This window comes from Streptomyces sp. NPDC016851 (assembly GCF_055562795.1).
The window spans coordinates 107,896-130,985 of the sequence record NZ_JBVHEP010000027.1 but is presented as its reverse complement, the minus strand read 5'-3'; the positions used below and the strand labels follow the sequence as shown (position 1 = coordinate 130,985).

21 protein-coding genes and 2 pseudogenes are annotated in these 23,090 nt (G+C 70.5%); 7 read left to right on the top strand and 16 right to left on the bottom strand.

The annotated features are described in order from the left end of the window. The 3 genes and pseudogenes from ACZ3I3_RS33990 to solA all read right to left on the bottom strand — a co-directional run. Positions 1–243 (bottom strand): annotated as a pseudogene (locus ACZ3I3_RS33990) (ABC transporter substrate-binding protein); the annotation flags it as partial. A gap of 315 nt (positions 244–558) precedes the next feature. Then, complete coding sequence (locus ACZ3I3_RS33985; protein WP_467371336.1) at positions 559–1,239, bottom strand: haloacid dehalogenase type II; 681 nt, start codon at positions 1,237–1,239, stop codon at positions 559–561. A gap of 114 nt (positions 1,240–1,353) precedes the next feature. Next, positions 1,354–2,490: an N-methyl-L-tryptophan oxidase gene (solA, locus tag ACZ3I3_RS33980; protein WP_467371335.1), complete on the bottom strand. Its 1,137-nt coding sequence runs from the start codon at positions 2,488–2,490 to the stop codon at positions 1,354–1,356. Positions 2,491–2,768: 278 nt separating this feature from the next. On the opposite strand from solA, the gene ACZ3I3_RS33975 reads away from it, so the two are divergent. The 4 genes and pseudogenes from ACZ3I3_RS33975 to ACZ3I3_RS33960 form a co-directional block, all read left to right on the top strand. Continuing rightward, positions 2,769–4,385 carry a PucR family transcriptional regulator gene (locus ACZ3I3_RS33975; RefSeq protein WP_467371333.1) on the top strand — a complete coding sequence of 539 codons (1,617 nt, stop codon included), beginning with the start codon at positions 2,769–2,771 and terminating at the stop codon, positions 4,383–4,385. A 242-nt stretch (positions 4,386–4,627) separates the two neighbouring features. Then, positions 4,628–5,443 (top strand): oxidoreductase, encoded by an 816-nt coding sequence (locus tag ACZ3I3_RS33970; RefSeq protein WP_467371331.1) that lies wholly within the window; start codon positions 4,628–4,630, stop codon positions 5,441–5,443. A gap of 183 nt (positions 5,444–5,626) precedes the next feature. Continuing rightward, on the top strand, positions 5,627–6,325 hold the full coding sequence (locus ACZ3I3_RS33965) for an SDR family oxidoreductase (protein WP_467371329.1): 699 nt from the start codon (positions 5,627–5,629) through the stop codon (positions 6,323–6,325). Positions 6,326–6,486: 161 nt separating this feature from the next. Further along, positions 6,487–6,774, top strand: a pseudogene (locus ACZ3I3_RS33960) (MFS transporter); the annotation flags it as partial. 114 nt (positions 6,775–6,888) lie between these two features. On the opposite strand, the gene ACZ3I3_RS33955 reads toward ACZ3I3_RS33960, so the two are convergent. The 4 genes from ACZ3I3_RS33955 to ACZ3I3_RS33940 all read right to left on the bottom strand — a co-directional run bounded on the left by ACZ3I3_RS33955 (position 6,889) and on the right by ACZ3I3_RS33940 (position 9,889). Continuing rightward, positions 6,889–7,362, bottom strand: a complete 474-nt coding sequence (locus tag ACZ3I3_RS33955) for a winged helix-turn-helix transcriptional regulator (protein ID WP_467371347.1) — start codon at positions 7,360–7,362, stop codon at positions 6,889–6,891. Positions 7,363–7,471: 109 nt separating this feature from the next. Beyond that, positions 7,472–8,338, bottom strand: a complete 867-nt coding sequence (locus ACZ3I3_RS33950; RefSeq protein WP_467371327.1) for an alpha/beta fold hydrolase — start codon at positions 8,336–8,338, stop codon at positions 7,472–7,474. Between the two features lie 325 nt (positions 8,339–8,663). After that, a complete protein-coding gene (locus ACZ3I3_RS33945) occupies positions 8,664–9,257 on the bottom strand; it encodes a TetR/AcrR family transcriptional regulator (protein ID WP_467371325.1) in 594 nt (197 codons plus the stop codon). A 131-nt stretch (positions 9,258–9,388) separates the two neighbouring features. Next, a complete protein-coding gene (locus ACZ3I3_RS33940) occupies positions 9,389–9,889 on the bottom strand; it encodes a PaaI family thioesterase (protein WP_467371323.1) in 501 nt (166 codons plus the stop codon). A gap of 104 nt (positions 9,890–9,993) precedes the next feature. Between ACZ3I3_RS33940 and ACZ3I3_RS33935 the strand changes: the two genes are divergently transcribed. Further along, positions 9,994–10,461, top strand: coding sequence for a winged helix-turn-helix transcriptional regulator (locus tag ACZ3I3_RS33935; RefSeq protein ID WP_467371321.1), 468 nt, complete (start codon positions 9,994–9,996; stop codon positions 10,459–10,461). Positions 10,462–10,633: 172 nt separating this feature from the next. On the opposite strand, the gene ACZ3I3_RS33930 is transcribed toward ACZ3I3_RS33935, so the two are convergent. Together ACZ3I3_RS33930 and ACZ3I3_RS33925 are read right to left on the bottom strand one after the other, a co-directional pair. Then, positions 10,634–11,551, bottom strand: a complete 918-nt coding sequence (locus ACZ3I3_RS33930) for an alpha/beta hydrolase (RefSeq protein ID WP_467371319.1) — start codon at positions 11,549–11,551, stop codon at positions 10,634–10,636. An 85-nt stretch (positions 11,552–11,636) separates the two neighbouring features. Further along, entirely contained in the window at positions 11,637–12,698 is a 1,062-nt protein-coding gene (locus ACZ3I3_RS33925) for an alkene reductase (protein WP_467371317.1), read from the bottom strand. Between the two features lie 637 nt (positions 12,699–13,335). Here ACZ3I3_RS33925 and ACZ3I3_RS33920 point away from each other — a divergent pair. Beyond that, positions 13,336–14,349: an NADP-dependent oxidoreductase gene (locus tag ACZ3I3_RS33920; protein ID WP_467371345.1), complete on the top strand. Its 1,014-nt coding sequence runs from the start codon at positions 13,336–13,338 to the stop codon at positions 14,347–14,349. 46 nt (positions 14,350–14,395) lie between these two features. Here ACZ3I3_RS33920 and ACZ3I3_RS33915 read toward each other — a convergent pair whose 3' ends face one another. Beyond that, complete coding sequence (locus tag ACZ3I3_RS33915) at positions 14,396–15,406, bottom strand: enoyl-CoA hydratase/isomerase family protein (protein ID WP_467371315.1); 1,011 nt, start codon at positions 15,404–15,406, stop codon at positions 14,396–14,398. Positions 15,407–15,577: 171 nt separating this feature from the next. Here ACZ3I3_RS33915 and ACZ3I3_RS33910 point away from each other — a divergent pair, with 171 nt between their 5' ends. Next, positions 15,578–17,467 (top strand): propionyl-CoA synthetase, encoded by a 1,890-nt coding sequence (locus ACZ3I3_RS33910; protein ID WP_467371313.1) that lies wholly within the window; start codon positions 15,578–15,580, stop codon positions 17,465–17,467. Between the two features lie 15 nt (positions 17,468–17,482). On the opposite strand, the gene ACZ3I3_RS33905 is transcribed toward ACZ3I3_RS33910, so the two are convergent. From ACZ3I3_RS33905 to ACZ3I3_RS33880, 6 genes are all read right to left on the bottom strand, one after another. Continuing rightward, positions 17,483–18,784, bottom strand: a complete 1,302-nt coding sequence (locus ACZ3I3_RS33905; RefSeq protein ID WP_467371311.1) for a diacylglycerol/lipid kinase family protein — start codon at positions 18,782–18,784, stop codon at positions 17,483–17,485. Between the two features lie 17 nt (positions 18,785–18,801). Next, positions 18,802–19,299, bottom strand: coding sequence for a DUF7144 family membrane protein (locus tag ACZ3I3_RS33900; RefSeq protein WP_467371309.1), 498 nt, complete (start codon positions 19,297–19,299; stop codon positions 18,802–18,804). 30 nt (positions 19,300–19,329) lie between these two features. After that, a complete protein-coding gene (locus ACZ3I3_RS33895; protein WP_467371307.1) occupies positions 19,330–19,797 on the bottom strand; it encodes an SHOCT domain-containing protein in 468 nt (155 codons plus the stop codon). Between the two features lie 80 nt (positions 19,798–19,877). After that, positions 19,878–20,774, bottom strand: coding sequence for a YhjD/YihY/BrkB family envelope integrity protein (locus tag ACZ3I3_RS33890; RefSeq protein ID WP_467371306.1), 897 nt, complete (start codon positions 20,772–20,774; stop codon positions 19,878–19,880). Positions 20,775–20,777: 3 nt separating this feature from the next. Next, complete coding sequence (locus ACZ3I3_RS33885; RefSeq protein ID WP_467371304.1) at positions 20,778–22,124, bottom strand: hypothetical protein; 1,347 nt, start codon at positions 22,122–22,124, stop codon at positions 20,778–20,780. A 121-nt stretch (positions 22,125–22,245) separates the two neighbouring features. Then, on the bottom strand, positions 22,246–22,905 hold the full coding sequence (locus tag ACZ3I3_RS33880) for an HdeD family acid-resistance protein (protein WP_467371302.1): 660 nt from the start codon (positions 22,903–22,905) through the stop codon (positions 22,246–22,248). Between the last annotated feature and the right edge of the window lie 185 nt (positions 22,906–23,090).

Here is a 23,090-nt window from a genome sequence, read left to right as displayed (position 1 = left end):
CTTGACCTGGATGCCGGTCTCCTGCGTGAACGGCGTGTAGATCGCCTTCTGAAGCGCCGCACCGTAGGAACCGCCGCTGTCGCGGACGACCACCGTCTTGCCGTCCTTCCCACCGGTGCCGGTGGAAGCGCTGCGGCTGGTGCCGGTGCCACAGGCGCTGAGGGCGGTCGCGGCGGCGAGACCCGCCGTGGCTCCGCCGACGCCACGCAGGAAGAGCCTGCGATCTATACGGGCGTCTCTCATGGAATGCCTCCTGGGGGTGGTGCAAAAGGGAAAGAGGGACGGCTGTGATGGGGTCTGAGGGTGCGGGCTGTGGTGGGGGTCGACCTCGTCGGATCCGAGGCCCGCGCCGGGACGACGGTGGGTCCGTTCATGCCGTAGAAGATCCGCCCGACGGGCGGGGCGTGGACCGTGTGCTCCCCGCCGTCGGCCGGGTCGATGATGCGGCTGAGAACGTCGCCCCCTCGGCCCGGTACTTCGAGTTCTGCGCGGGCGTCGCCGACAAGCTCGGTGGCGGTTCTGCGGGGCTGTCCGTGCGGGACGGGCGTGAACTACGTGTCAGATGCCGAGCATGGTGTTGAGCTCGTCGAGGGACTTCACGGTCACGTAGTCGTAGCCGTGAGTGACGGGGTCGTACCCGCGGTCCAGCAGGATCAGGTTGCGGAAGCCCATGTCGTGCATCGACTGGTGGTCGTAACGGGTGTGCGAGGCGACGTGCACGAAGTCCTCGGGCGAGGCGTCGAGCTTCTCGAGCATGTACTCGAACGCGGCGTAGCGGGGCTTGTAGTAGCCGGCCTGCTCCGCGGTGAGGACCGCGTGAAACTCCGCCCCGAGCTTGGGCACGCTCTCCGCGAGGAAGGAGTCGCCGGCGTTGGAGAGGATCACCAGCTTGTAGTGCTCGGCCATCTTCTTCAGCGGCTCCACCACGTCCGGGTGGGGGCCCCAGCTGCGCACGCCGTCGGCGAACCGCCGGCCCGCGTCGGGAGCCGCCTTCACGCCCCACTTGCGGCAGACGCGCTCGAAGGCGTCCTGCAGGACCTGCTCGTAGGGGTAGTACTCGCCGCGCACCTGGTCGTAGCGGTAGCCGCGGAACTCCCGGACGAACTGGTCCCAGTGCTCGGCGGGGATCTGGTCGCCGACGAGCTCCCGCGTGATGGGGGTCATCGGCCACTCGATCAACGTGCCGTAACAGTCGAACGAGACGTACTTCGGGCGGAACTGAAGCGAGGGAATGGGCATGAGGATGCTCCTGTCTTTGTCGCGGGGAACTGGTTATGGCCGGTGCGTGCCTTTTCGGGCATGCCAATGACAGAAAGGTCGGGGCGGAGGCAGCGCCGTCGGCGTCGCCGGGGGTCAGGCGGCGGCGATTCCCGCCGGTGCGAGGAAGTCGATGGGATGTTCCGTGCTGCCGTCGAGTGCCAGGTCGGCGGCGATCTCGCCCATGGCCGGCGAGAGTTTGAAGCCGCTGCCGGAGAATCCCGCCATGACGATGATGTCGTCCTCGCCGGGGAGATGACCGACGAGCGGGTTCCCGGACTCCGTGTAGCCCTCCATGTAGACCGACAGCCTGATGGGGTCGGGGTTCAGGTCGGGCATCAGCTCGCCGATGAGCTCGCGGAAGGTGGCGAGTTCCTCCGGGCGGACCGTGCGGTCGACCCGTTCGGGGTCGGGTACCGGCAGATAACGGGCGAAGGAGAGGCCGAGCTTGACGGAGATGCCGTCCGGCGACGGGAGCCCGTAGCAGTCATGCGGTGCGCTGCGCACGAAGGCGGGGGCGCCGCCCGCGAACCAGTCGTGGCGGGTGGGGATGTGCCAGGAGCTGATCAGCCGGCGGACGTCCACGGACCGTGGGAGGTCCGGGAGCAGGGTGTTGATCCAGGGGCCCACGGTCACCACGGCGGTGTCGACGTGGTCCGTGCCCTGGTCGGTGACGACGTGCACCCCGCCGCCCGCCGCGGGGACGATCTCCCGCACCGGGGTGTAGCGGTGCAGCCGGGCGCCCAGCTGTTCGGCGCGGGCGGCCGCCGCCTGGACCGACGCCTCGGGCCTGATGATCGCGCCCTCACGGTCGAGGACGGCGGTGTGCCCGTCCGGGAGGCGGTGCTGCGGGTAGCGGCGGGCGAGTTCCTCCCCGTCCAGTACCTCGTGCTCCAGACCATGGGTGGCACTGGAAGAGACGAGGAGGCGCATCGCCGGTGATGCGGTCTCGCCCATCACCAGACAGCCGCTACGGCGCCGCAGCGAGAGGCCGGTTTCGCGCTGGAGCCGGTCCCACATCCGGTCGGCGAGCCCCAGCAGCGGAATGTAGCCGGGCTCACCGAGGTGCACGGCGCGGAAGATGCGGCTCTCGCCCCCGGCCGCGCCACGGTCGTGACCCGGCGCGTACCGGTCGTAGCCGATGACCTCGGCTCCGCGGGCGGCCAGTCGCCACATGACCTGGCTGCCCATGCTGCCGGCACCGATCACGGCGACGCGCTTCGGGATGCGCATGAGGTCGCTCCTTTCGCCGGGTGCGGCCTGGGTGTCAGTGGTGCCCCGGCACGGTGGGGACACCGTGCGGACCCCTTCGATTCGGGCCCCTTGGGGATGGCGTTCACTCTCGACCCCGGCGAACACGCAGGTCAAGCCACACTCTGTTCCGCCTCGGGACCTTCTCGAGACGATGTGTCACGGCGAGCTCGCCGACCACGGAAAGTAACCCTGCCCCTCTTGCCACGGTGATGTGCCGGTGCGAAGGTGACCCCCACCCCCGGACGAAAGCACTCCCTATGCCGCCCAGACGTCCCGCAACCGGACACTTCCCGACCATCACGGAGGTTCTGAGCCTCCCGGTGCTGGCCGAGGGGATGCCGCGCGTGCTGGCCGGTGAGTCACAGCTGGACCGTGCGGTGCGCTGGGTGCACGTCACCGAACTGCTCAACCCCGCCGCTTTCCTCGAGGGCGGCGAGCTGGTCCTGACGACCGGCATGCCCTATCCCGAGGACGCCTCCGAGCTGCGTGGCTACGTCGACCAGCTCGCCGACGTCGGCGCGGCCGGCCTGATCGTGGAGCTCGGTTACCGGTACCGGAAGGTGCCCGACGAGCTGGTGGCGGCCTGCCGTGCCCGTGAAGTGCCGCTGATCGAGCTGGCCCGCGGCGTCCGCTTCATCGACGTCACGCAGGCGGTGCACGCGCTCATCCTCGACGCCCATGGGGCGCTGCTGCGCCGCGGCAGGGACATCCAGGACATCTTCACCGCCCTGACGCTGCGGGGCGCGAGCCCCGAGGAACTGGTGCACACCACCGCCGAGCTCACCGGGGCCCCCGTGGTGCTGGAGGACCTCACCCACCGGGTCCTGATGTGCGAACTGCTCGGCCGGCCGTACGAGCCGGTCGTGTCGGCCTGGTCCCGGCGTTCCCGGGCCACTCCGACCCCGGAGAAGATCACGCCGAGCGGCGCGGAGGGGTGGCTGATCGCGCCCGTGCAGGACCACCAGGGGCCGTGGGGGCGGCTGGTCCTGCTGGAGGGCCGGCTGAACCCGGAGCCCGACCCGGAACACGTCCTGGTCCTGGAGCGGGCGGCGGTCGCCCTGAGCATGGCGCGGCTGGCCGGGCCGGCCTGGTGGGAGCGCCGGGCCCACCGCTCGGTGCTGCGGGACCTGTACGAACGGCGTTTCCGCTCCCCCGCGGACGCCCGCGCACGCGCCGAGGCACTGGGGCTGCCGACCCTCGGGCACCGCCTCTTCGCCGTGGTCATCCGCCATACGCACACCGGCACCGGGGAACACCTCGACGAGCGGATCGCGAAGGCGATGGCGCAGACCGGCATCCGCGCCCTGGTCGGCGAGACGGCCCCGGGCCGGATCGGCGTCCTCCTCGCCCTGGCGCAGGCCAGCGCCTGGCAGCCGGTCGCCGAGCGGATGGGCCGTCTCTGCCGCGAGGAGCTCGGCCCGGAGGTCGTCGTCGCCGTCGGTCCGGGCGTGACCGACCTCTCCGGGATCGCCCGGTCGTGGCAGGAGGCCGAGCAGACGGCCGAGGCCATCACGCCCGCCTCACCCGACCGCTGGTTCTACGTCCCCGCCGACGTCCGGCTGCCGGAGCTCCTGGGCGTGCTGCGGGAGGACATCCGCCTCCAGCGGTACGCGGAACGCCAGCTCACACGTCTCATCGAGCACGACGACCGCAACGGCGGCGACCTGCTCCCCGCACTGCGCGCGTATCTGACGGCGGCCGGGAACAAGTCGGTCGCGGCGAAACAGGCCGGCATGTCCCGGCAGGCGTACTACCAGCGCCTCCACACCATCGAAAGACTCCTCGGCTGCGATCTGGAGTCGGGCCTGCAGTGCACGTCCCTGCACGTCGCGGTGCTGGTGCTGGACGCGCGGGCGGCGCCGCCCGGCACGTGACGGGGCCACGTGTCGCGCAAGGCCTCATCGATCGCGCCGAGTGAGCCGGCCGCCAGTAACCACAGGTGAGACGCGGATCCTGCCACTCCCGTCCCTCCCCCTCCCCCTTCCCCGAAACGCCACTCAAGCCTCCCGGATCTTCCGGGCTCGTCGGAGGCGTCCCCTTGCCAACGGCCGACGACACCCCTATTGTCGTACGAACATAAGCTATACGTTCATACTTCAAAGACAGGGAACTCGCGATGGCGACAACTCAGCCGGTGGCGCTCGTGACAGGTGCCTCATCGGGAATCGGCAAGGAAACAGCCCGCGCCTTCGTCGCTGCGGGTTTCGAGGTGATCGGAACGGGCCGCAAGACCTCCGGGCTCACCCCGCCCGCCGGTGTGACGTACCTCGATCTCGACGTGGCCGACGACGACTCGGCCACCGCCGCCGTCGCAGAGGTGATCGGCCGGTTCGGACGCATCGACGTCCTGGTCAACAACGCAGGCGTCGGCGCGGCGGGCGCCGTCGAGGAGAACTCCCTCGCCCAGGCCCAGAGCCTCCTGAACATCAACGTCCTGGGTGTGATCCGTATGACGAAGGCCGTCCTGCCGCACATGCGCGCCCAGGGCGGCGGACGCGTCATCAACATCTCGTCCGTCCTCGGCGTCGCCCCCCAGCCCTTCATGGCCCTCTATGTCGCGTCCAAGCACGCCGTCGAGGGCTACTCCGAGTCGCTGGACCACGAGGTCCGCGAGCACGGCGTCCGGGTCCTCCTCGTCCAGCCCGCCTACACCAAGACCAGCTTCGACACCAACGCCGCGCAGCCCGACACCCCGCTGCCTCTGTACACGGAGCGACGACGCATCTTCGACGAGGTGATGGCGCAGGCGATGAAGGACGGCGACGACCCCGCCGTCGTCGCCAAGGTGATCGTCACCGCGGCCACCGACAAGAAGCCGAAGCTGCGCTACACCGCCGGCCCGCTGGCCTCACGCGTGGCCACGGCGCGCCGCCTCGTCCCCTCCGGAGCGTTCGACAAGCAGATCCGCAAGAACAACCGCATGCCCGCCTGACCGACGCCCGCGAAAGCCCACCGACGGCGGGGGCCCCGAGCCCCACGACCCGAAACCGCAGACCGCAGACCGCAGACCGCAGACCGCAGACCGCCAGGATCAACTTCGCCGCTCTCGTCGCCGGCGCGGCACACCGACTTTAACGTACGATCGTACTTCCATAACCACTTCTTAGGAACCTCCATGGACCTCTCCGCCCGCACCGCCCTCGTCACCGGAGCCAACCGGGGCTTCGGCCGGGCCCTCGCCGCCGAGCTGCTCGGCCGCGGCGCCACCGTCTACGCCGGCGCCCGCAACCCCGACCAGGTCGACCTGCCCGGCGCCAAGCCGATCGCTCTCGACATCACCGACCCCGCCTCCGTCGCGGCCGCCGCCCGGGCCACCGGTGACGTGACCATCCTGATCAACAACGCGGGATCCTCCACCGGCGCCGACCTGCTCACGGCCGACCTGGACGACATCCGCCTGGAGATGGACACCCACTACTTCGGCACCCTCTCGGTGGCCCGCGCCTTCGCACCCCAGATCGCGGCGGCCGGCGGCGGCACGATCCTCAACATCCTGTCCGCCCTGTCCTGGGTCAGCTTCCCGCAGTTCGGCGCCTACTGCGCCGCCAAGTCCGCCGAGTGGTCACTCACCAACGCCCTGCGCCTGCAACTCGCCGACCAGGGCATCCGAGTGGCCGGCCTGCACGTCGGCTACATGGACACCGACATGGTCCGGGCGGTCGACTCGGCCAAGTCGGACCCCGTCGACATCGCGCGGATCGCCATCGACGGCATCGCCGCCGACGCCTACGAGATTCTCGCGGACAACGCCTCCCGCCAGGCGCAGGCCGCCTTGGCCGGAGGCGTCTCCGCGCTCTACCCGCAGCTCCCCTGAGGGCCGACCGCCCAGGAACTCCGCACCGAGCCCGGTGCATGCCGATGCTCGCCGGCGCATGCCATGCCGTCACCCGTCGGCATCCGCAAGCAACCGGCTCGGGGCGGCAGCGCCGTCCGGGAGGTGGCCATCACCAGCATGGCCGGATTCATCGCCGCGGCTCGGCCTCAGCCGCGCTCGCACCGGGGATGGGTGAACTGATCGCCGCGCCTGCGGCGCAGGGCATCGAGGCCGCGAGAGGGACGCCGCTGACGCTCACCCTGCTGTCGGCCGCCGTCCCCGCCGAACGAGCGCGGCGCGGCCTTCGGCAGCCGGGACGCGGCCAGCGGCAGCGCCGTCGCCACCGGACCACTCATCGGCGGCACGCTCACCGAGCACTCGTCCCGGCAGTGGATCTTCTCGGCGAACGTCCCGCTCGCCTGGCGCTGATCCCGCTCGCCCTGCTGCGGGACTGCCGACCTTGTCGCCGCGGGAGGCACTCCGGCCGGCGCCACGGCCGCCATCCGAAGCCCGGCGCGAGGGGCAGCGCCCGACCCGGCCGAGGGGCGCCCCCGGTGCTCAACTCACTCGGGCGACCTCATACGAAAGGCCGGCCCGGGGATGCTCTCGATGTCCTTCGCCTCCACCGGGTGGCCTCGTTCGCAGCGAATCCGGACGTCGACCTGCGCGCCGCACTCACGGTGTCGCGCCAGTACCGCCGGCCCCTCCGGGTCGGCGCGGTAACGGTCACCCCACTGCAGCAGCCCCATCACGGCCGGCACCAGATCCATACCCTTGGAGGTGATCACATACTTCGGCCGACTCCGCGAACCGGGCTCCTTGTACGTCTCGGTCGTCAGGATCCCTTCCTTCACCAGCATCCGGAGCCGCGTCGCGAGGAGGTTGCGAGGGCAGCCGAGGACGCGTTCGAAGTCGCTGAAGCGGGACGAGCCGTACCAGACCTCGCGCAGGATCAGGATCGTCCACTTCTCGCCCACGATCTCGAGAGTCCGCGCGATCGAGCAGTTGGACGTGTCCCGGTCGAGTCGGGGGTCCATGCCGGTGTCCTGAAGCACTTCGGTCCACGCATCCATGGGACCGATTCTAACTGCGTTTAGTTTACTTTCGTATACTCAGCTGTCCGGCCGTCGAAGCCCCCGGCATCCACTACCGCTCAAGGAAGTCGAGGGCTTCCGCCACGAACCGCTCGTGGAACTGGAAGATGCCTCCGTGACCGGCGTCGGGGTAGACGACCAGGTCGGCGTTCGGCAGTCGCCGGGCCAGTTCGAAGGAGTTCTTCGTCGGCACCATCCTGTCGCTCTCGCCGTTGGCGACGAGCACGGGCTGATGGATGACCGAGAGGTCCCGGGGCTGTGCGAGCCCCCAGCGGTGGATGGCCTTGAGCTGGGCGAAGTACGACGTGAGGGAGATCGCCTTGTCCCGGTCGTGCGTGCGCTCCTTGAGACGGGCCAGGAACTGCTTTCCGGCTCGGCGCCCGTCCGCGGTGCGGGTGAAGAAGAGGAACTGCTTCGGGTCCTGGAGGGTGAACAGGCCCCGGACGGTGTCGAGATGGGACAGCCTGGTCACGTTCTTGATGCCCTCACCGCCCGCGGGGCCGGTGCCCGTGAGGATCAGCTTGCGGACGAGCTGCGGTTCGTCCTGCGCGATCACCTGGGCGATCATGCCGCCCATCGAGAAGCCGTGGATGTCGACCCGCTCGAGCCCGAGTCCCCGGATGAAGGTGACGGCATCCTTCGCCATCTCCTCGATGGTCTTCGGTGTCGAGCCGCTGGAAGCGCCCACTCCCCTGTTGTCGAAGGTGATGACGCGGTGTCTGGCGGCGATGCCGTCGACGACCCGGGGGTCCCAGTTGTCGAGGACCGCGGCAAGGTGGGTGATGAAGACCACCGGGACACCGGCCTTCGGGCCGAGGTCGCGGTAGGCGAAGGTCATCCCTCCGGCGGTGACGGTGCGGGTGGGCGCCTTCTTGTACGACGCCACCGCGTCGCCTCGTACTCCTTGTGCGTCGTTCACGGCCGTGCCCTTCTGCAGGGGAATTTCTGGACTGCGGCTGCAGTCCGTCCGGTCGACGGCAGAAGGCCCGTAGGAGTGGGAACCCTGTTCGATCGCGTCCCTCAGCATCACGCCGACCTTTAAATTATGGTCATACTGCAATGCATTCCGCAAGAGGTGGGCAGGCGGGACATCGTGTTGTCGGCCGGGGACCAGGACACCGCGGGAGGGCGCACAGGGCGCGGGTCTCGACGAGGCCGGCGAGGGCTCCCCCACCGGCGCGGCCGGCCTCGACGAGAAGGGCCTCGAAGCGGATACCCCGCTTGGCGATGAGAGAACTGGTGCGTCAGACGCGCCGGCCGGCGCCGTCCAGCAGGGCGAGGGCGTTGTCGATCCCCTGCTCGAGGAGTTCCTCGGCGAGTTGACGGTCCGTCAGCGCACGGGAGAGCTGCAGCGTCCCGGCCAGCAGACCGAGGAGGCTGAGCGCCTTCACGCGCACGGAGGACGGGTCCTCGGGCGCCATGCGGGAGGCGATGCCCTCGATGAGGATCAGCACGCCGTCGGTGTACGCCTGCCTGGTCGCGTCGGTGCAGCGCCCGATCTCGTCGAGCAGAGCGGCGTTGGGGCAGCCGTCGCCGAGGCTGTCGCGGTGCTGGGGCGAAAGGTACCCCCGCACGATCTGCTCGACTCCGGCACGGCCGGGCGCGGCCTGCGCGACGACATTCTCGGCCTGCACCTTCAGCTGGTCGGCGAGCGCCGTGGTGACAAGGTCGTCCTTGGAGGCGAAGTGGGCGTAGAAGGCCCCGTTGGTCAGTCCCGCGTCCTTCATGAGCGTCGAGACGCCGGAGCCGTCGATACCGTCCTGCTTGAACCGGCGGCCCGCCGTCTCGATGATCCGCCGCCGCGTCTCCGCCTTGTGCTCTTTCCCGTACCGCACCACAGCACACGCCCCTTCGCCGGCCGGAAGGACCGGTTGCCCTTCACCGACTTCACCAGTCTATGATATTGCGAGCGTAATCCTAAAAGTCGACAGCGGTGACGGCCCGCCGCCCCTCCCCCCTGCCTGCGGAGTCACACCCGAGGGGCCGGCACCGGGAAGAGCATGCAGCTGCTGGTGGCGTGAGCGAGGATACGGTCTTTCGCGTCGAGCAGCTGGGCCTGCGCGAGAGCGGTCTGGCGGCCCTTGCTGACGACCGTGCCGACGGCACGCACGGGACCTGTGTCCACGGTGATCGGCCGCAGGAACTTCACGGTCAGATCGAGCGAGGTGTACGCCATGCCCTGCGGGAGGGTGGACTGGACGGCGCAGCCCGCCGCCGAGTCGAGCAGGGTGGCGAAGACGCCGCCGTGGACGCTGCCGATCGGGTTGTAGTGCTCCTCTCCCGGCGTCAGGGAGAAGACCGCCCTGCCGGGCTCCACCTCGTCCAGGGCGAAGTCGACGGTGTGACTGATCGGCGCCCTCGGCAGCCGCCCCGCCTGCACCTCGCGCAGGAAGTCGAGGCCCGCCATGCGTCCGGCGGCTTCCGCCGAGATCGCGGGATCGTCCCAGTGATATGTACGCGTTCGCCCCACGGTCCGGCGCCCTTCGCTCTGCCTGTCAGCTGACTTTTCCAAGTGAAGCTAGGCTTCGGCGCAGCTGACTGTCAATGCTGAAGCCAGCCCCTTACGATGGCGGGATGGAGTGGCTTGAGGCGAGCACGGAGAACTGCCCGGTCCAGCGCACGCTCGACGTGATCGGCGAGAAGTGGACGCTGCTGATCCTGCGTGACGCCGTCAACGGCGTCCGCCGCTTCGACGACTTCCACCGCCACATCGGCCTGTCGGAAGCCGTCCTCAGCGACCGCCTCCGCAAGCTGACCTCGGCCGGCATCCTGAAGGCCGTCCCCTACCGGGAGCCCGGCAGCCGCTCCCGCAACGAATACCGCCTGACCCGCAAGGGCTGGGACCTGTGGCCCGTCCTGATGGCGCTGAGCCAGTGGGGCGAGGCGTACGCTCTCGGTTCCGAGGGTCCTGTACTGGACGTCCGCCACACCGAGTGCGACGCCCCGGTCCGCGTCGTCGTCGAGTGCTCTGCGGAGCACTCCACCCTCACTCCTCGCGAAGTCACCGCCCGGCTGGGAGCAGGCGCCCGCCTCCGGTCGTGAACCATCGAGCCCGTGGTTCACGTGTGAGGCATCCCGGCCGTCGCCTGCCGGACCTGGACGAGTTTGCGTGTGTCGCGGACCTGCACACTGCCGCAGGCCATGTCGGCGTTCGTCCACTGTCCCGATCCGGCAGGCGCGCGGATCTTGCGGCTGCCGCGCCCGAGCCGCTCGGTCAGATCTTGGTCTTCTCCCGGACCCACGCGCCGATCTGTGCGATGGCGGCGTCGACCTCCGGAACCCGGCCGGCCCCGTAGACGTAGGAGTGCTGGCCTCCGGGGACCACGACGGTCGTCGTGTCGATTCCGGCGTCCTTGACGCGGGCGGCGAACTCCTCGTCCTCGCCGGCCAGGACCTCGTACGTGCCCCAGGAGACGAGGGTCGGGGGCAGACCGCTCAGGTCCGCCCGGTTCAGGTTGATCCGGGTGTCCGTGAACTCGACGCCCGTGCCGCCGATCCAGGCGTCCCGGAAGAACTCCAGCAGCTCCTTGCTGAGGATCTTGTCCGTTCCGGCCTTCGTCACCATGGTCTCGTTGGCGATCTCAAGGTCGCACCAGGGGGAGATCGACACGATGGCGCCGGGCAGGGACTGCTTCTTGTCGCGCAGGCGAAGCGCCAGGGCGACGGCGATGAACCCGCCGATCGAGTGGCCGATCGTGACGATGTTGCCCGGCTCGTACCCTTCGGACAGCAGCCAGTTGAAGGCTGCCTCCGCGTCGTCCACCTGCGCCGGGTACTTGTGTTCCGGCGCCCGCCGGAAGTCCAGGACCAGCACGGGCGCCCCCGCGGCCTTCGCGATATGGCCGGCGAGCTTCCGGTCGACGAACGCCGAGGACAGGACAGAGCCCCCCGCGTGACCGTGCAGGAGGACGCGGTCAGTGTCGGCGTCGACCGGTTCGCACCAGATTCCCAGCACGCCACCCGCGTCCACCTCCCGGTAGGTGACGCCTTCCGGCTCCCGGGCCTTGAGATGGACGCTCTCCGACACGATGCGCATCGCATCCAACTCGGACCCGGGAATCGCCAGTCCGGCCATGAATTCCGCGAACTCGACCGCTTCCGGGCTCAGTTCGACAGCAGTGTGATCAGTCATGTGGTACCTCCATGGGGCCATTTGGCGATACCGGCCGCCAGGACCGGTATCGCCGGGATGTGTCAGGCGGTGTGGGTGGGGTTTGTCAGGCAGCGAGGGTGGGGTAGTCGGTGTAGCCGGCCTCGGCGCCGCCGTAGAAGGTGGCGGGGTCGGGGGTGTTCAGCGGCGCGCCGGTGCGTACGCGCTCGACCAGGTCGGGGTTGGCGAGTGCCATCACGCCGACGGTGACGATGTCGGCCAGGCCGTCTTCGACGTCCTTGGCACGGGTGGCGATGTCGGTGCCGGCCCGGTTGAGGACCAGCGTGTTCGGCCACAACTGGCGCAGGGAGTGCAGGAGTTCGTCGTCCCCGCCGTGACCGATGTGCAGGTAGGCGAGGTCGAGCGGGGCGAGGGCGCGCACGAGTGCCGGGTACAGCTCGTGGGTGTCGTTCTCCGCGATGTCGTTGAACGGGTTGCCGGGAGAGATCCGGAAGCCGGTGCGGCCGGCGCCGATCTCCTCGGCGACGGCGGTGGCGACCTCGACGGCGAAGCGGATGCGGTTGTCGAGGGAACCGCCGTACCGGTCGGTGCGCTGGTTGGTGTTGGTGGCGAGGAACTGGTGCACGAGGTAGCCGTTGGCGCCGTGGATCTCGACCCCGTCGGCGCCGGCCGCGATGGCGGCCGCCGCGGCGCGCCGGTAGTCGTCGACCGTCGCGGCGACCTCCTCGGTGGACAGTTCGCGCGGTACCGGTATCCGCTGAAGGCCGGACGAGGTGAACATCTCGCCCGCCGGCTGGACCGGGGAGGGGGCGACCGGCTGCCGGTGGTGAGGGGTGTTGTCGGGGTGGGACATCCGCCCGACGTGCATGAGCTGGATGACGATGCGTCCGTCGGCGCCGTGCACGGCATCGGTGACCTTGCGCCACCCGGCGATGTGCTCCTCGGAGTAGATGCCGGGGGTGAGCAGGTAGCCCTGGCCGTCGGCGTTGGGCTGGGTGCCCTCGGTGATGACGAGGGCGTGCGAGGCGCGCTGGGCGTAGTACTCGGCGTTCAGTTCGGTGGGCGTGCCTTCCGGGGTGGACCGGTCCCGCGTCATGGGAGCCATCGCCAGCCGGTGCGGCAGGGAGATCTCCCCGGCGACGACCGGGTTCCACAGAGCGTTGAGCATGGATGTGTCCTCAAGTAAGGGATGAGAGAGGTGCGAGGTGGCGGCTGCCTGCCGCGCGGGGAGCGCGCAGGCGGTGTGTGACCGCACCTGGCCGCCGCCAAGGCGACGCAAGGCCCCGGCTGTCGGTAGAGGAGGGGCAGGACGCCGAGTGCGTCGGGGCTGGCGGATGAGTGGTGCCGAAGTGCCGGCTCCCTTTATATTACGATAGACATATAAAGCCGTCCCGTCAACGGTCTCCCGGTTCGAGCACGAGTAAGGCCCCGCCTCTCAGCTCTTCCGGGAGCGCGGCGTGAACGGCATCAGCGTCGCCGACCCGATGAAGTCCATCGGGCTGACCACGGGCGGCTTCTACAAGCAGTTCCCATCCAAGGAGGAACTGGTCACCGAGGCGGCTCAAGTCGCTCACCGGCACCGACGACGGCCTTCCGATGGTGGCCACTCTGGTCGGCGCGCTCCTGCCGGCCCAGGCCACGGCCGGCACAGAGCTGTCGGAGCGGATCCTGGAGTCGACCCACGCGGCCATGACTGCACCGGACAGGTCTTGACGACCCCTCCTGGGTTTACTTTCCTATACTCAGGTGGTAGCGTCATCTCCATCAAGATGACCACCGGACCCCCACACAGAAAGCCGGTCGGCATGAAGGCATTCGTCGTCGAGAAGTACGGCAAGGACGGCGTCCGCGCCGCAGAGCTGCCCGAGCCTCCGGTCGCAGACCGAGACGTCCTGGTCAAAGTGAGCGCCGCCGGCATCAACCCGCTGGACAAGCTGGTCCGCGACGGGGAGTTCAAGCAGGTCCTGAAGTACAAGCTCCCGTTCACGCTCGGCCACGACGTGGCCGGTGTCGTGACGCGGGTCGGCTCCGCCGTACGCGGCTTCGAGGTCGGGGACGAGGTCTACGCCCGTCCGCGCGACCTGCGGATCGGAGGCTTCGCGGAGTTCATCGCGATCGACATGGACGATGTCGCGCCCAAGCCGGCCTCCCTCACCCTTCAAGAGGCGGCCGCGGTGCCGCTGGTGGCCCTGGCCGCCTGGCAGATCCTCGTCGACCGCGCCCCCGTGCAGCCGGGCCAGAAGGTGCTCATCCACGCCGGTGCCGGTGGCCTCGGCTCGACGGCCATCCAGCTCGCCAAGCACCTCGGCGCCACGGTGGCGACGACCGCGAACACTGATTCCGAGAAGCTGGTCAGGGACCTCGGCGCCGACGTCGTCGTCGACTACACCAAGGAGGACTTCTCGAAGGTGCTGTCCGGCTACGACCTGGTGCTGGACTCCCTGGGCGGCGCGAACCTCGAGAAGTCGCTGGCCGTGCTCAAGCCCGGCGGCCTGGCCATCAGTGTCGTGGGCCCGCCGGACGCCGGCTTCGCCAAGCAGCTCGGCGCGCCCTTCTTCATGGGCCTGATCATGAACGCGCTCAGCCGCAAGGTGCGTCAGAAGGCGAAGGCGCTGGGCGTGCGCTACGAGTTCTTCTTCATGCAGGCCAACGGCTCCCAGCTGCGCGAGCTCGGCGCCCTCTACGACAGCGGGCGGCTCCGCCCGGTCATCGACAGCACCTTCCCGTTCGACCGGACGCTCGAGGCGATGGCACACGTCGAGCAGGGCCGCACCAAGGCCGGCAAGGTCGTGGTCTCGATGGTGCCCGACAACGGCTGAGACCGTGCCGGCCACCGACCGTCCGTCCGGCACGGGGCACGCATGCTCAGGACGGCAGCGTCCGTCCGCCGGACGACGCAGGCTGCCAGTGGGGAGTGCGGTCCTTGTCGACCAGGGCCGCGCGGACGCCCTCCAGGAAGTCCGGCGTGCGGATGGTCGTGCGCGTGAGGGCCAGTTCGGCGGCAAGACACTCGCGCAGCGTGCGCTGCCCGCCCCGGGCCAGCAGTGCGTGAGTGATCTCCAGACTCTGCGGCGAGGCGGACTCCAGGGCGGCCGACGCGGATGCGGCCCAGGGGGTGTCGAGGTGGCGCAGGCGCTTCTCGATCTCACCGAGGGACGGCGCGCCGAACGCCCAGTCCACGTCTCCGCGTACTTCCGCCAGCCCGCTCCGCGCCACCGGGGAGCGGCCGGCGAGGCGGTTCAGGATCACGTCCACCGGGTCGTCGGGGTGGTCGGCCAGGGCATGCGGGACGGCTTCGAGCCCGTCCGCGGGGACGAAGTGCGTGGCCAGCCCCGAGTACAGGGCGTCGGCCGCGTCGAGCCGGTGCCCCGTCAGTCCCAGGTACATGCCGATCGCGCCGGGCAACCTCGGCAGGAAATAGCTGGCCCCGATGTCCGGGAAGAAACCGATCCCGGTCTCGGGCATCGCCAGCACCGCCCGCTCGGTGACGACGCGGAAGCCGCCGTGGACGGACAGACCGAGACCACCGCCCATGCACACGCCGTCGATGAGCGACACGACCGGCACGGGATATTCGGCGATCCGGGCGTTGAGCCGGTACTCGGAGGCGAAGAACCGCTCACTGGCCTCGGTGTCCCCGGCGAGGCTGTGCTCGCGGATCGTGCGGATGTCTCCACCGGCGCAGAACGCCTTCGTACTGGTACTGGCGAGCACCACGGCGGTCAGCGGCGTGTGCTCCCACTCGGCGAGCACCTGGTCGATGGCGGCGACCATGCCGGTCGTCAGGGCGTTGAGCGCCTTGGGCCGGTTCAGGCGGATGCGGCCTACGCCCCGGTGGACGTCGGCGAGTATCTCGGCCGCAGCGGTGTCAGTCACTGGTCGTCATCTCGTTTCCGCGCGGGGTTGGGCACCTCAAGATCCTGACACAGGGCCGCGCCGACGCCCCGGAAGGGCCCGACCATGGCGACCGGCATACGGTGGTTGTGTCCGACACGGTTCCACACGCAGCCACCACCACCGTCCCTCGATGCCACGAAGGAGTGCGCGATGGGAACGTACGAGGATGTCTTCCGCGCCAGCACCGCGGACCCGGAGAGTTTCTGGCTGAAGGCGGCAGAGGCCATCGACTGGGACGTCGCTCCGCGACGCGCCCTGGACTCCTCGGGCGCACCGTTCTACCGCTGGTTCCCCGACGGGCGGCTCAACGTCTGCTTCAACGCGCTCGACCGGCACGTCGAAGCGGGCCGAGGCGAACAGCCCGCGCTCCTCTACGACTCCCCCGTGACCGGCACCCGCCGCACTTACACCTACGCGCAGCTCAGGGACGAGGTGGCGGCCTTCGCCGGAGCGCTCGCAGAGCTGGGCGTGGGGCACGGCGACCGCGTGGTGATCTACATGCCGATGGTCCCCGAGGCGGCGGTCGCGATGCTGGCCTGCGCCCGCATCGGCGCGGTCCACTCGGTCGTCTTCGGCGGGTTCGCCCCGCGTGAACTCGCCCTCCGTATCGATGACGCGGCCCCCAAGGTGGTCGTCTCGGCCTCCTGCGGCATCGAGGGCAAGCGTGTCATCGCCTACAAGCCCCTGCTGGACCGGGCGATCGAACTCGCCGGGCACAAGCCGGAGAAGACGGTGATCCTGCAACGCCCGCAGGAGCCGGCCGTGCTGGGGCCGGACGATCTCGACTGGGCCGGCCTGGTCGCCGCCGCGCCGCCGGCCGGCTGCGTTCCCGTCGCCGCCACCGATCCGCTCTACATCCTCTACACGTCCGGAACGACCGGAAAGCCCAAGGGAGTCGTGCGTGACTGCGGCGGCTACGCGGTCGCCCTGCACTGGTCGATGGGCGCCGTGTACGACGTGGGCCCGGGCGAGACCATGTTCACCGGCTCCGACGTCGGCTGGGTCGTCGGGCACTCCTACATCGTCTACGCGCCCCTGCTGGCCGGCGCGACGACGGTGCTGTACGAGGGCAAGCCGGTCGGCACTCCGGACGCGGGCCAGTTCTGGCGCGTCGCCGCCGAGTACCGGGTCAAGACCATGTTCACGGCGCCCACCGCCTTCCGGGCGATCAGGAAGGAGGACCCGAAGGGCGCGCTCACCTCCGGGTACGACCTCTCCCACCTGCGCCACCTCTTCCTGGCCGGCGAGCGCCTCGACCCCGAGACCTACCACTGGGCGAGCGCCCTGCTGGGCGTTCCGGTGATCGACCACTGGTGGCAGACCGAGACCGGCTGGCCGATCGTCGCCAACCCGGTCGGCGTCGAAGCCGCGCCCGTCAAGCCCGGCTCCCCCACCCGGCCACTGCCGGGCTGGGACGTCCGTGTTCTCGACCCCTCGGGTGAGCCGGCGCCCGCGGGCGTCGACGGCGCGATCGTCGTGAAGCTCCCCCTGCCGCCCGGCGCGCTCCCCACGCTCTGGAACGACGACGACCGCTACCTCGCCTCCTACCTCTCCGCCTACGACGGCTACTACCTCACCGGCGACAGCGGCCACATCGACGACGACGGCTACGTCTTCGTCATGGGCCGCACCGACGACGTCATCAACGTCGCCGGGCACCGCCTGTCCACCGGCAGCATGGAAGAGGCCCTGGCCGCCCACCCCGACGTCGCCGAATGCGCGGTCATCGGCGTCGCCGACGAACTCAAGGGACAGATCCCGCGCGGCTTCGTCGTCCTCAAAGCAGGCAGCGACCGCGAGCCGGGCGAGGTCGAGGCCGAACTCGTCCGGCTCGTGCGCGAGCGCATCGGGGCCGTCGCCTCACTGAAGGACGTCACGGTCGTGGCCGCCCTGCCCAAGACCCGCTCGGGCAAGATCCTCCGCAAGACCATGCGCGGCATCGCCGACGGCCGCGACGAACCCGTCCCGTCCACGGTGGACGACCCCGGCGTCATCGAGACGCTGCGCCCGGTCCTCCGCCGCACCGGCCACACCCCGTGAAGCGGTCAGCACCACTCACCCGGGAACAGGCAGGCGCCGCAGCGCCAACCGTGCCACGCGCGGCCAGTCGGCCGCCCCGCCGCTGACCATCGGTGCGTGGGGGCGACGGCGCGGCACACGCACCCGGAGCGTCCCGGGCGCGATGCGGCACACGACGGGTGACGGCAACACGACGTGCTCTCCGTCGATGCCGACCGGGAGGGTGTCCGTGGCGGCTTCGACGACGACTTCCCCGGCGCTCAGCCGGATGATTCCCCCGGAGCGCGGACCGGCCACCATGCGCGCCGCTTGAGCGGTGTTGCCGACCCGCACGCACACCACGCCGAGGAGTCCCGCGTCCAGTCGTTCCCTGCGCCCCGGACGGGCCGCGTCGACGGCACGTCCGTAGGGGTTGTTGCTGACGAGGAGTGCCTGGAGTCCGTCGAGGTGGGTTCCGTCCGCTCGCGCCTGCAGTCCGGGCGCGTCCTCGCCGGTGAGGAGGCCGGGGAGGGTGCGTAGGGCCGTGCGGGCTTTGGCGTCCCGGTACGCGGGGTCGGTGACGATGGACGCGTACGTGCCGAACGAGGCGTTGTTGACGAAGACCCGGTCCGCGGCGTACCCGAGGTCGACGCGGAGTTCGACGCTGTCGGTCAGGGCTTCCAGGGCCGCCGCCGGATCATCGCGGTCCAGGCCGAGGTCGAGGGCGAAGTGGTTGCGGGTACCGGCGGGAATCACCACGAAGGGAAGGTTGTGGCGCGCCGCGACCTCGGCGACCAGCGCCTGGGTGCCGTCGCCGCCCGCCACCGCCAGGAGGTCGGCTCCCTCGGCGACGGCCTGCCGGGCCAGCTCGGAGACGTCCTGGTGCCGGTCCGCGTCGAGCAGGGCCACCCGGCAGCCCGCCGTCCGGGCTCTTTCCACCAGGTGGAAACGGCCTACCTTGCCGCCGCCGGAGCGTGGATTCATAAGGATCCACGGGGTACGGGGTGCCTCCACGGAAGCCTGCGGGGAGGCGGCGGTGCGACCAGGTACCAGGGCCGTACGTGCCGCCGTGACGGCCAGCAGCCACAGGCCCAGGGACAGCAAGGCCGGCCCCAGCATGCCGAACGTCGCGTACAGGGCGAGGACAGCGGCCGGCGCGGCCACCGACAGGGCCGCCCCGAGGGCGCGCAGCACGCCGGTGTGTGCCAGGGTCCACCACACCCCGACGGCGGCGAGCGCCAGCCCGGCGATGCCGGCCAGCGCCCACAGCACGCTCCGCAGACCGGCGGCCACGAGCGGCACCGTGACGCTTGCCAGCAGGGTGAGCACGGCAAGGCGCGCCCGTCCGGCACTGCCCATATGTACGCCGTGTCGCACTAGGACGGTGGACGCCGCTCGTAGGTTCGGCGCTCCTCGTAGGGTCGGCGCTCCTCGGACGACGGGCGCTCCTCGGACAGGTCGAAGAGGTTGTCGCGCTGGACCACGCACACGGCCCAGATGATGAAGCCCGAGATCGCGATCATCACGACCGACCACACCGGGTAGTACGGCAGGGAGAGGAAGTTGGCGACGATGACGAGTCCGGCGATGCCCACGCCGGCGACGCGCGCCCACGCCGAGACCTTGAGCAGCCCGACGCTGACGATCACGGCGAGCGCGCCCAGAGCGAGGTGGATCCAGCCCCAGCCTGTCAGGTCCCACTCGAACACGTAGTTGCGCGTCGTGACGAAGATGTCGTCCTCGGCGATGGCCATGATGCCCCGGAAGATGTCGAGCAGGCCGACGAGGAAGAGCATCACGGCCGCGAAGGCCGTCAGGCCGCTTGCCCATTCCTGCTTCGCCGTGTGTTCCGGCCGGGTGTGTGTCGCGGTCATCTTGTGCCTCGATTCATGGTGCGCGGATGCTCAGTGACCGGAGGTGCGGGCGGTGGAGCCGGCGTGCTCCGCCGGGCCGTGGCCGGCCAGGACCAGTTCCTTGGCCCTGCGGAACTCCTCGTCCGTGATGTCGCCGCGGGCGCGGATGTCGGACAGCTTGGCCAGTTCGTCGATGCTGCTGGACCGGCCCGCGCTTCCCGCGGCTTCCCTGATGCGGGCGTCGAAGGCTTCCTGCTGTGCTCGCGCCTGCGCTACTTCCCGGCGACCCATGTTCTTGCCGCGGGCGACCACGTAGACGAAGACGCCCAGGAAGGGCAGCAGGACGGTGAACGCCAGCCATCCGGCTTTCGCCCACCCGCTCATCTCGTCGTCGCGGAAGATGTCGAAGACGACGCGGAAGAGCAGGACGAACCACATGATCCACAGGAAGAACAGGAGCATGCTCCAGAAGACGCTCAGCAGGGGATAGTCGTACGCCAGGTACGTCTGTGCGCTCATGTCTCTTCTCCGTTTCCGGGCGCTCGCCCGGCCGCCCTGGGGTGCTGTCTTCAGCGTGAGCACAGCCGGGGCCGGGTGCCTCACCCGACGCGGGTGAGCCTGCGGGCCGGCCGGCGTGTCCGGTACCAGTCGGACGAGGCGACGTACTGGCCGATGGCGAGGCCCGAGACGGCCACCAGGAACACGGCGATCAACCAGGACAGGAACGTGAAGACGGGCCCCAGCGGGCCGAACTCCCGCAGGCTGCGCTCCATCGCCGTGGGCACGAACAGACCGGCGGCCCAGCTCAGTACGACCGTGCCCAGGCCCGCGAGCAGTGCCCCCGGCAGCAGGCTCCGCCAGCCGATCCGGCCGCCCAGCAGCAAGTGCTGGGACCACCACCACAGCGCGGTCGCCGACAGCGCGGACAGCACCCATCCGGTCACCACGACGCCGCCGAACCCGCTGCGCAGCGGTGCCTGGACCATGAGGACACCCAGCCAGACGAGCAGCCAGAGCAGCCAGCGCCAGAGCGCGGCCCGCACCGGTGTCCTGGGCAGGCGCCAGCACCGCTCGCAGACCGCCTGAAGCGCCCGGCTGAAGGCCGTGGCGGACACGAGCGTCACCACCACGCCCACTGCACCCACGGCGTCCCGCGTCGTGCCGGTGGCGGTGAAAGCACGGCGTACCTCGTCGAGCGTGTCGCCGCGCACCCCCAGAACAGCGCGGAGGGAGTCGGCCAGCAGATCCTGCACCTCGCGGGGGGCGAACGCCGCGACGGTCATCAGCAGCGGGAGCGCGGTGAGGAAGGCTTGCGCGGCCAGCCTCACGGAGCCCTCCACGATGCTGAGCGCCGCCAGGCGGGACAGCAGCCGGGCCGTGGTCCCGGACCGCGCGCGTGCCGCGAACCGCGCGACCGTGTGCCTGCCGGGCTCCGTATGCCTGTCGGGCTCCGTGTGCTTGCCGGACGCGCGCCCGAGGCCGGGTTTTCCTGCCATGACTCACAGCGCCGCCCGTTGCCCCGCTCGGTCGGCCGGTCCGGCGGCGGCCGCGAGGATCGCCAGGATGATCAGGACGGCCAGGGCGATGCCGAGGACGAGCGCCACCGCTCCGACCGTGGGGTGGTTCCAGAACACGAGCACCAGCGCTCCCGCCGCGATGACGCCACCGGTGATCCATGCCCGGTGACCCGCCAGCCAGCGTCCGGTGGATCCGGTGCGCACTCCGGCGCGGCGCAGCCCTCGGCCGGCGGCCGTCGTGCCCCGGTCCGTCACCGTGCGGACGGCGCGGGCGGGGCGTCCGGGACCGTACAGGTACGCGACCAGTGCCGTGATCACCGAGACGACGAGCAGGGTGCGGGTGCTGTCCCGCAGGAACCGGACGAACGTGTCGAAGATCGCCGCGGCCGCGTCGGTGGGCAGCGCGGTGGGCGGGACGGAGTCCAGGTAGACCCGTCGGACCACGGCCAGCCCGACGAGCAGCACCACCATCATCACGCCGACGCCCGTCGCGGTGATCACCAACGTCACGCGGTGGGCCGGATTGGTCCACACGGCGAGCGCGGCGAGGACGACGGTCAGGACGGGCAGCCAGGTGCCGAGGATGTCCAGCAGCCGCATCGTGTCCTGTGCCTTGCCCAGTTCCTCGGCCTGGAACAGCGTGATCGTCCGGTCGGTGTCCGGGATGGCGGCCGCCTTGTCGAAGCCGGCGTCGACGAGCCGCTCCCGTACCTGGTCGACGACCGCTCCCACGTCCAGCTGGACCGTGTCGCCCTCGGCGCGCAGAGCGCCCTCCCTTTCACCGGTGAGCATGTTCACCACCGCGGCGTGCGACCGCCGGTTGGCGCCCTCCCACACCTGCTGGAAGACGTCGCTGGTGATCACGCGGGTCACGGTGCGGTCCACGACGGTCCTGACCGCGTTGCGCAGCGGGCCTTCGAGGGACTCGGCCCCCTCCACGACGCGGGGTGGTGCCCCGGCGTCCTGGAGGACCCTGGTGAGCGAGTCCGTCACCGCTTTGACGTCCACGTTCTCCACCACGCGGTCCGTGAGCCGGTTGATCACGACCTCCTGTACGGGCGGCTCGGACGCCAGCGGCGCGACGGTCTCCACGTATCTGTCGGTGTCGGAGACCGTGTCCTGGACCCAGGCCGCGACGACGGCCAGGGGCGCGAGCAGCAGGGCCAGCAGGAGGAGGACCGAGGAGCCGGCCCGGCGCACCCGCCGGTGGCGCACCGCCGCGTGTCGGCGCAGCCGTTCGTATTCCGCTCGTTCCTCGGCCGTCATGACGTGCTTGTGGTGCGGCGTTCCGCCGGAGTCCGGCGGATCCGGGGTCTCGGCCGGGTTCATGGGTGCTCCTCTCCGTGCGCCGCTTCGGCCGTGCCGGTCGCCGCTCGGGACGACGGCGGGTGGCCGAGGCGACCGCGGGGTCCGGTGCTCTGCCGCCCCCACCGGAGCGGCAGGTGCGGTGTCAGTCCGTCGCGGCGGGGGCCCGCGGCCCCGTGGGATGCGTCTTACGGAGTGCGGCCCGCCACGCGAGGGCGACCACCGCCTCGCCCAGGCCGAGCAGGACGAGCCACAGGCCGAGCAGCCGGGTCAGGGCGCGGGCCGACTCGGCCGGCAGCGCGAGCACCACGATCCCCGCGACGACGGCGAGCACCGCGACGCCCAGGAGGACGCCGCGGTGAGGCAGGTCCTTCGCGGCGACGGCCGTGTAGAGGGTGAGGATGCCGGACGCCAGCCAGACGACCCCGACGATCAGTGAGAGCGCGGCGATCGTCTGCAGCGGGTTCCGCAGGCACAGCACGCCGGCAAGGACGTACAGCACGGACAGGAACAGCCCCGGGAGCCGTTCGTGCCCCTCCCGGGCGAAGACCTCGACGAACCGGAACGCCCCGGCCACCAGCAGGTGCAGGCCGATGAGGACCGCCAGGATGTGCAGGGTCACCTCCGGCCAGACCAGTACCAGGACGCCCAGGACAAGGGTCGCGGCGGCCGAGGCCAGCAGCCAGGTCCATGAACGGCCGAGCCGCGCCAGTGCCTGCGCGGGTTCGTCCGGCGGACCGGGGGCCGCCCCGTCGGGCTCGTGTTCCTGCCCGGTGCGCGATGCCGGATCACGCGACATGGTCATGGCTCCTCCTCGCGTGATCGGACGGTCGCTTCCGGCCGCCGACGGGGCGGTGTGTGTGGGGTGTGTGCGGGTGCGAGGACCTGACCGCTCCAGGGTCACGCCTGCCGCCGGAAGCCGGGTCACCCGCCACGGGTGATCCGGTGACGCCGCCGGGGCGGTGAGGTGGGAACCCCCCGAGCTCTGCC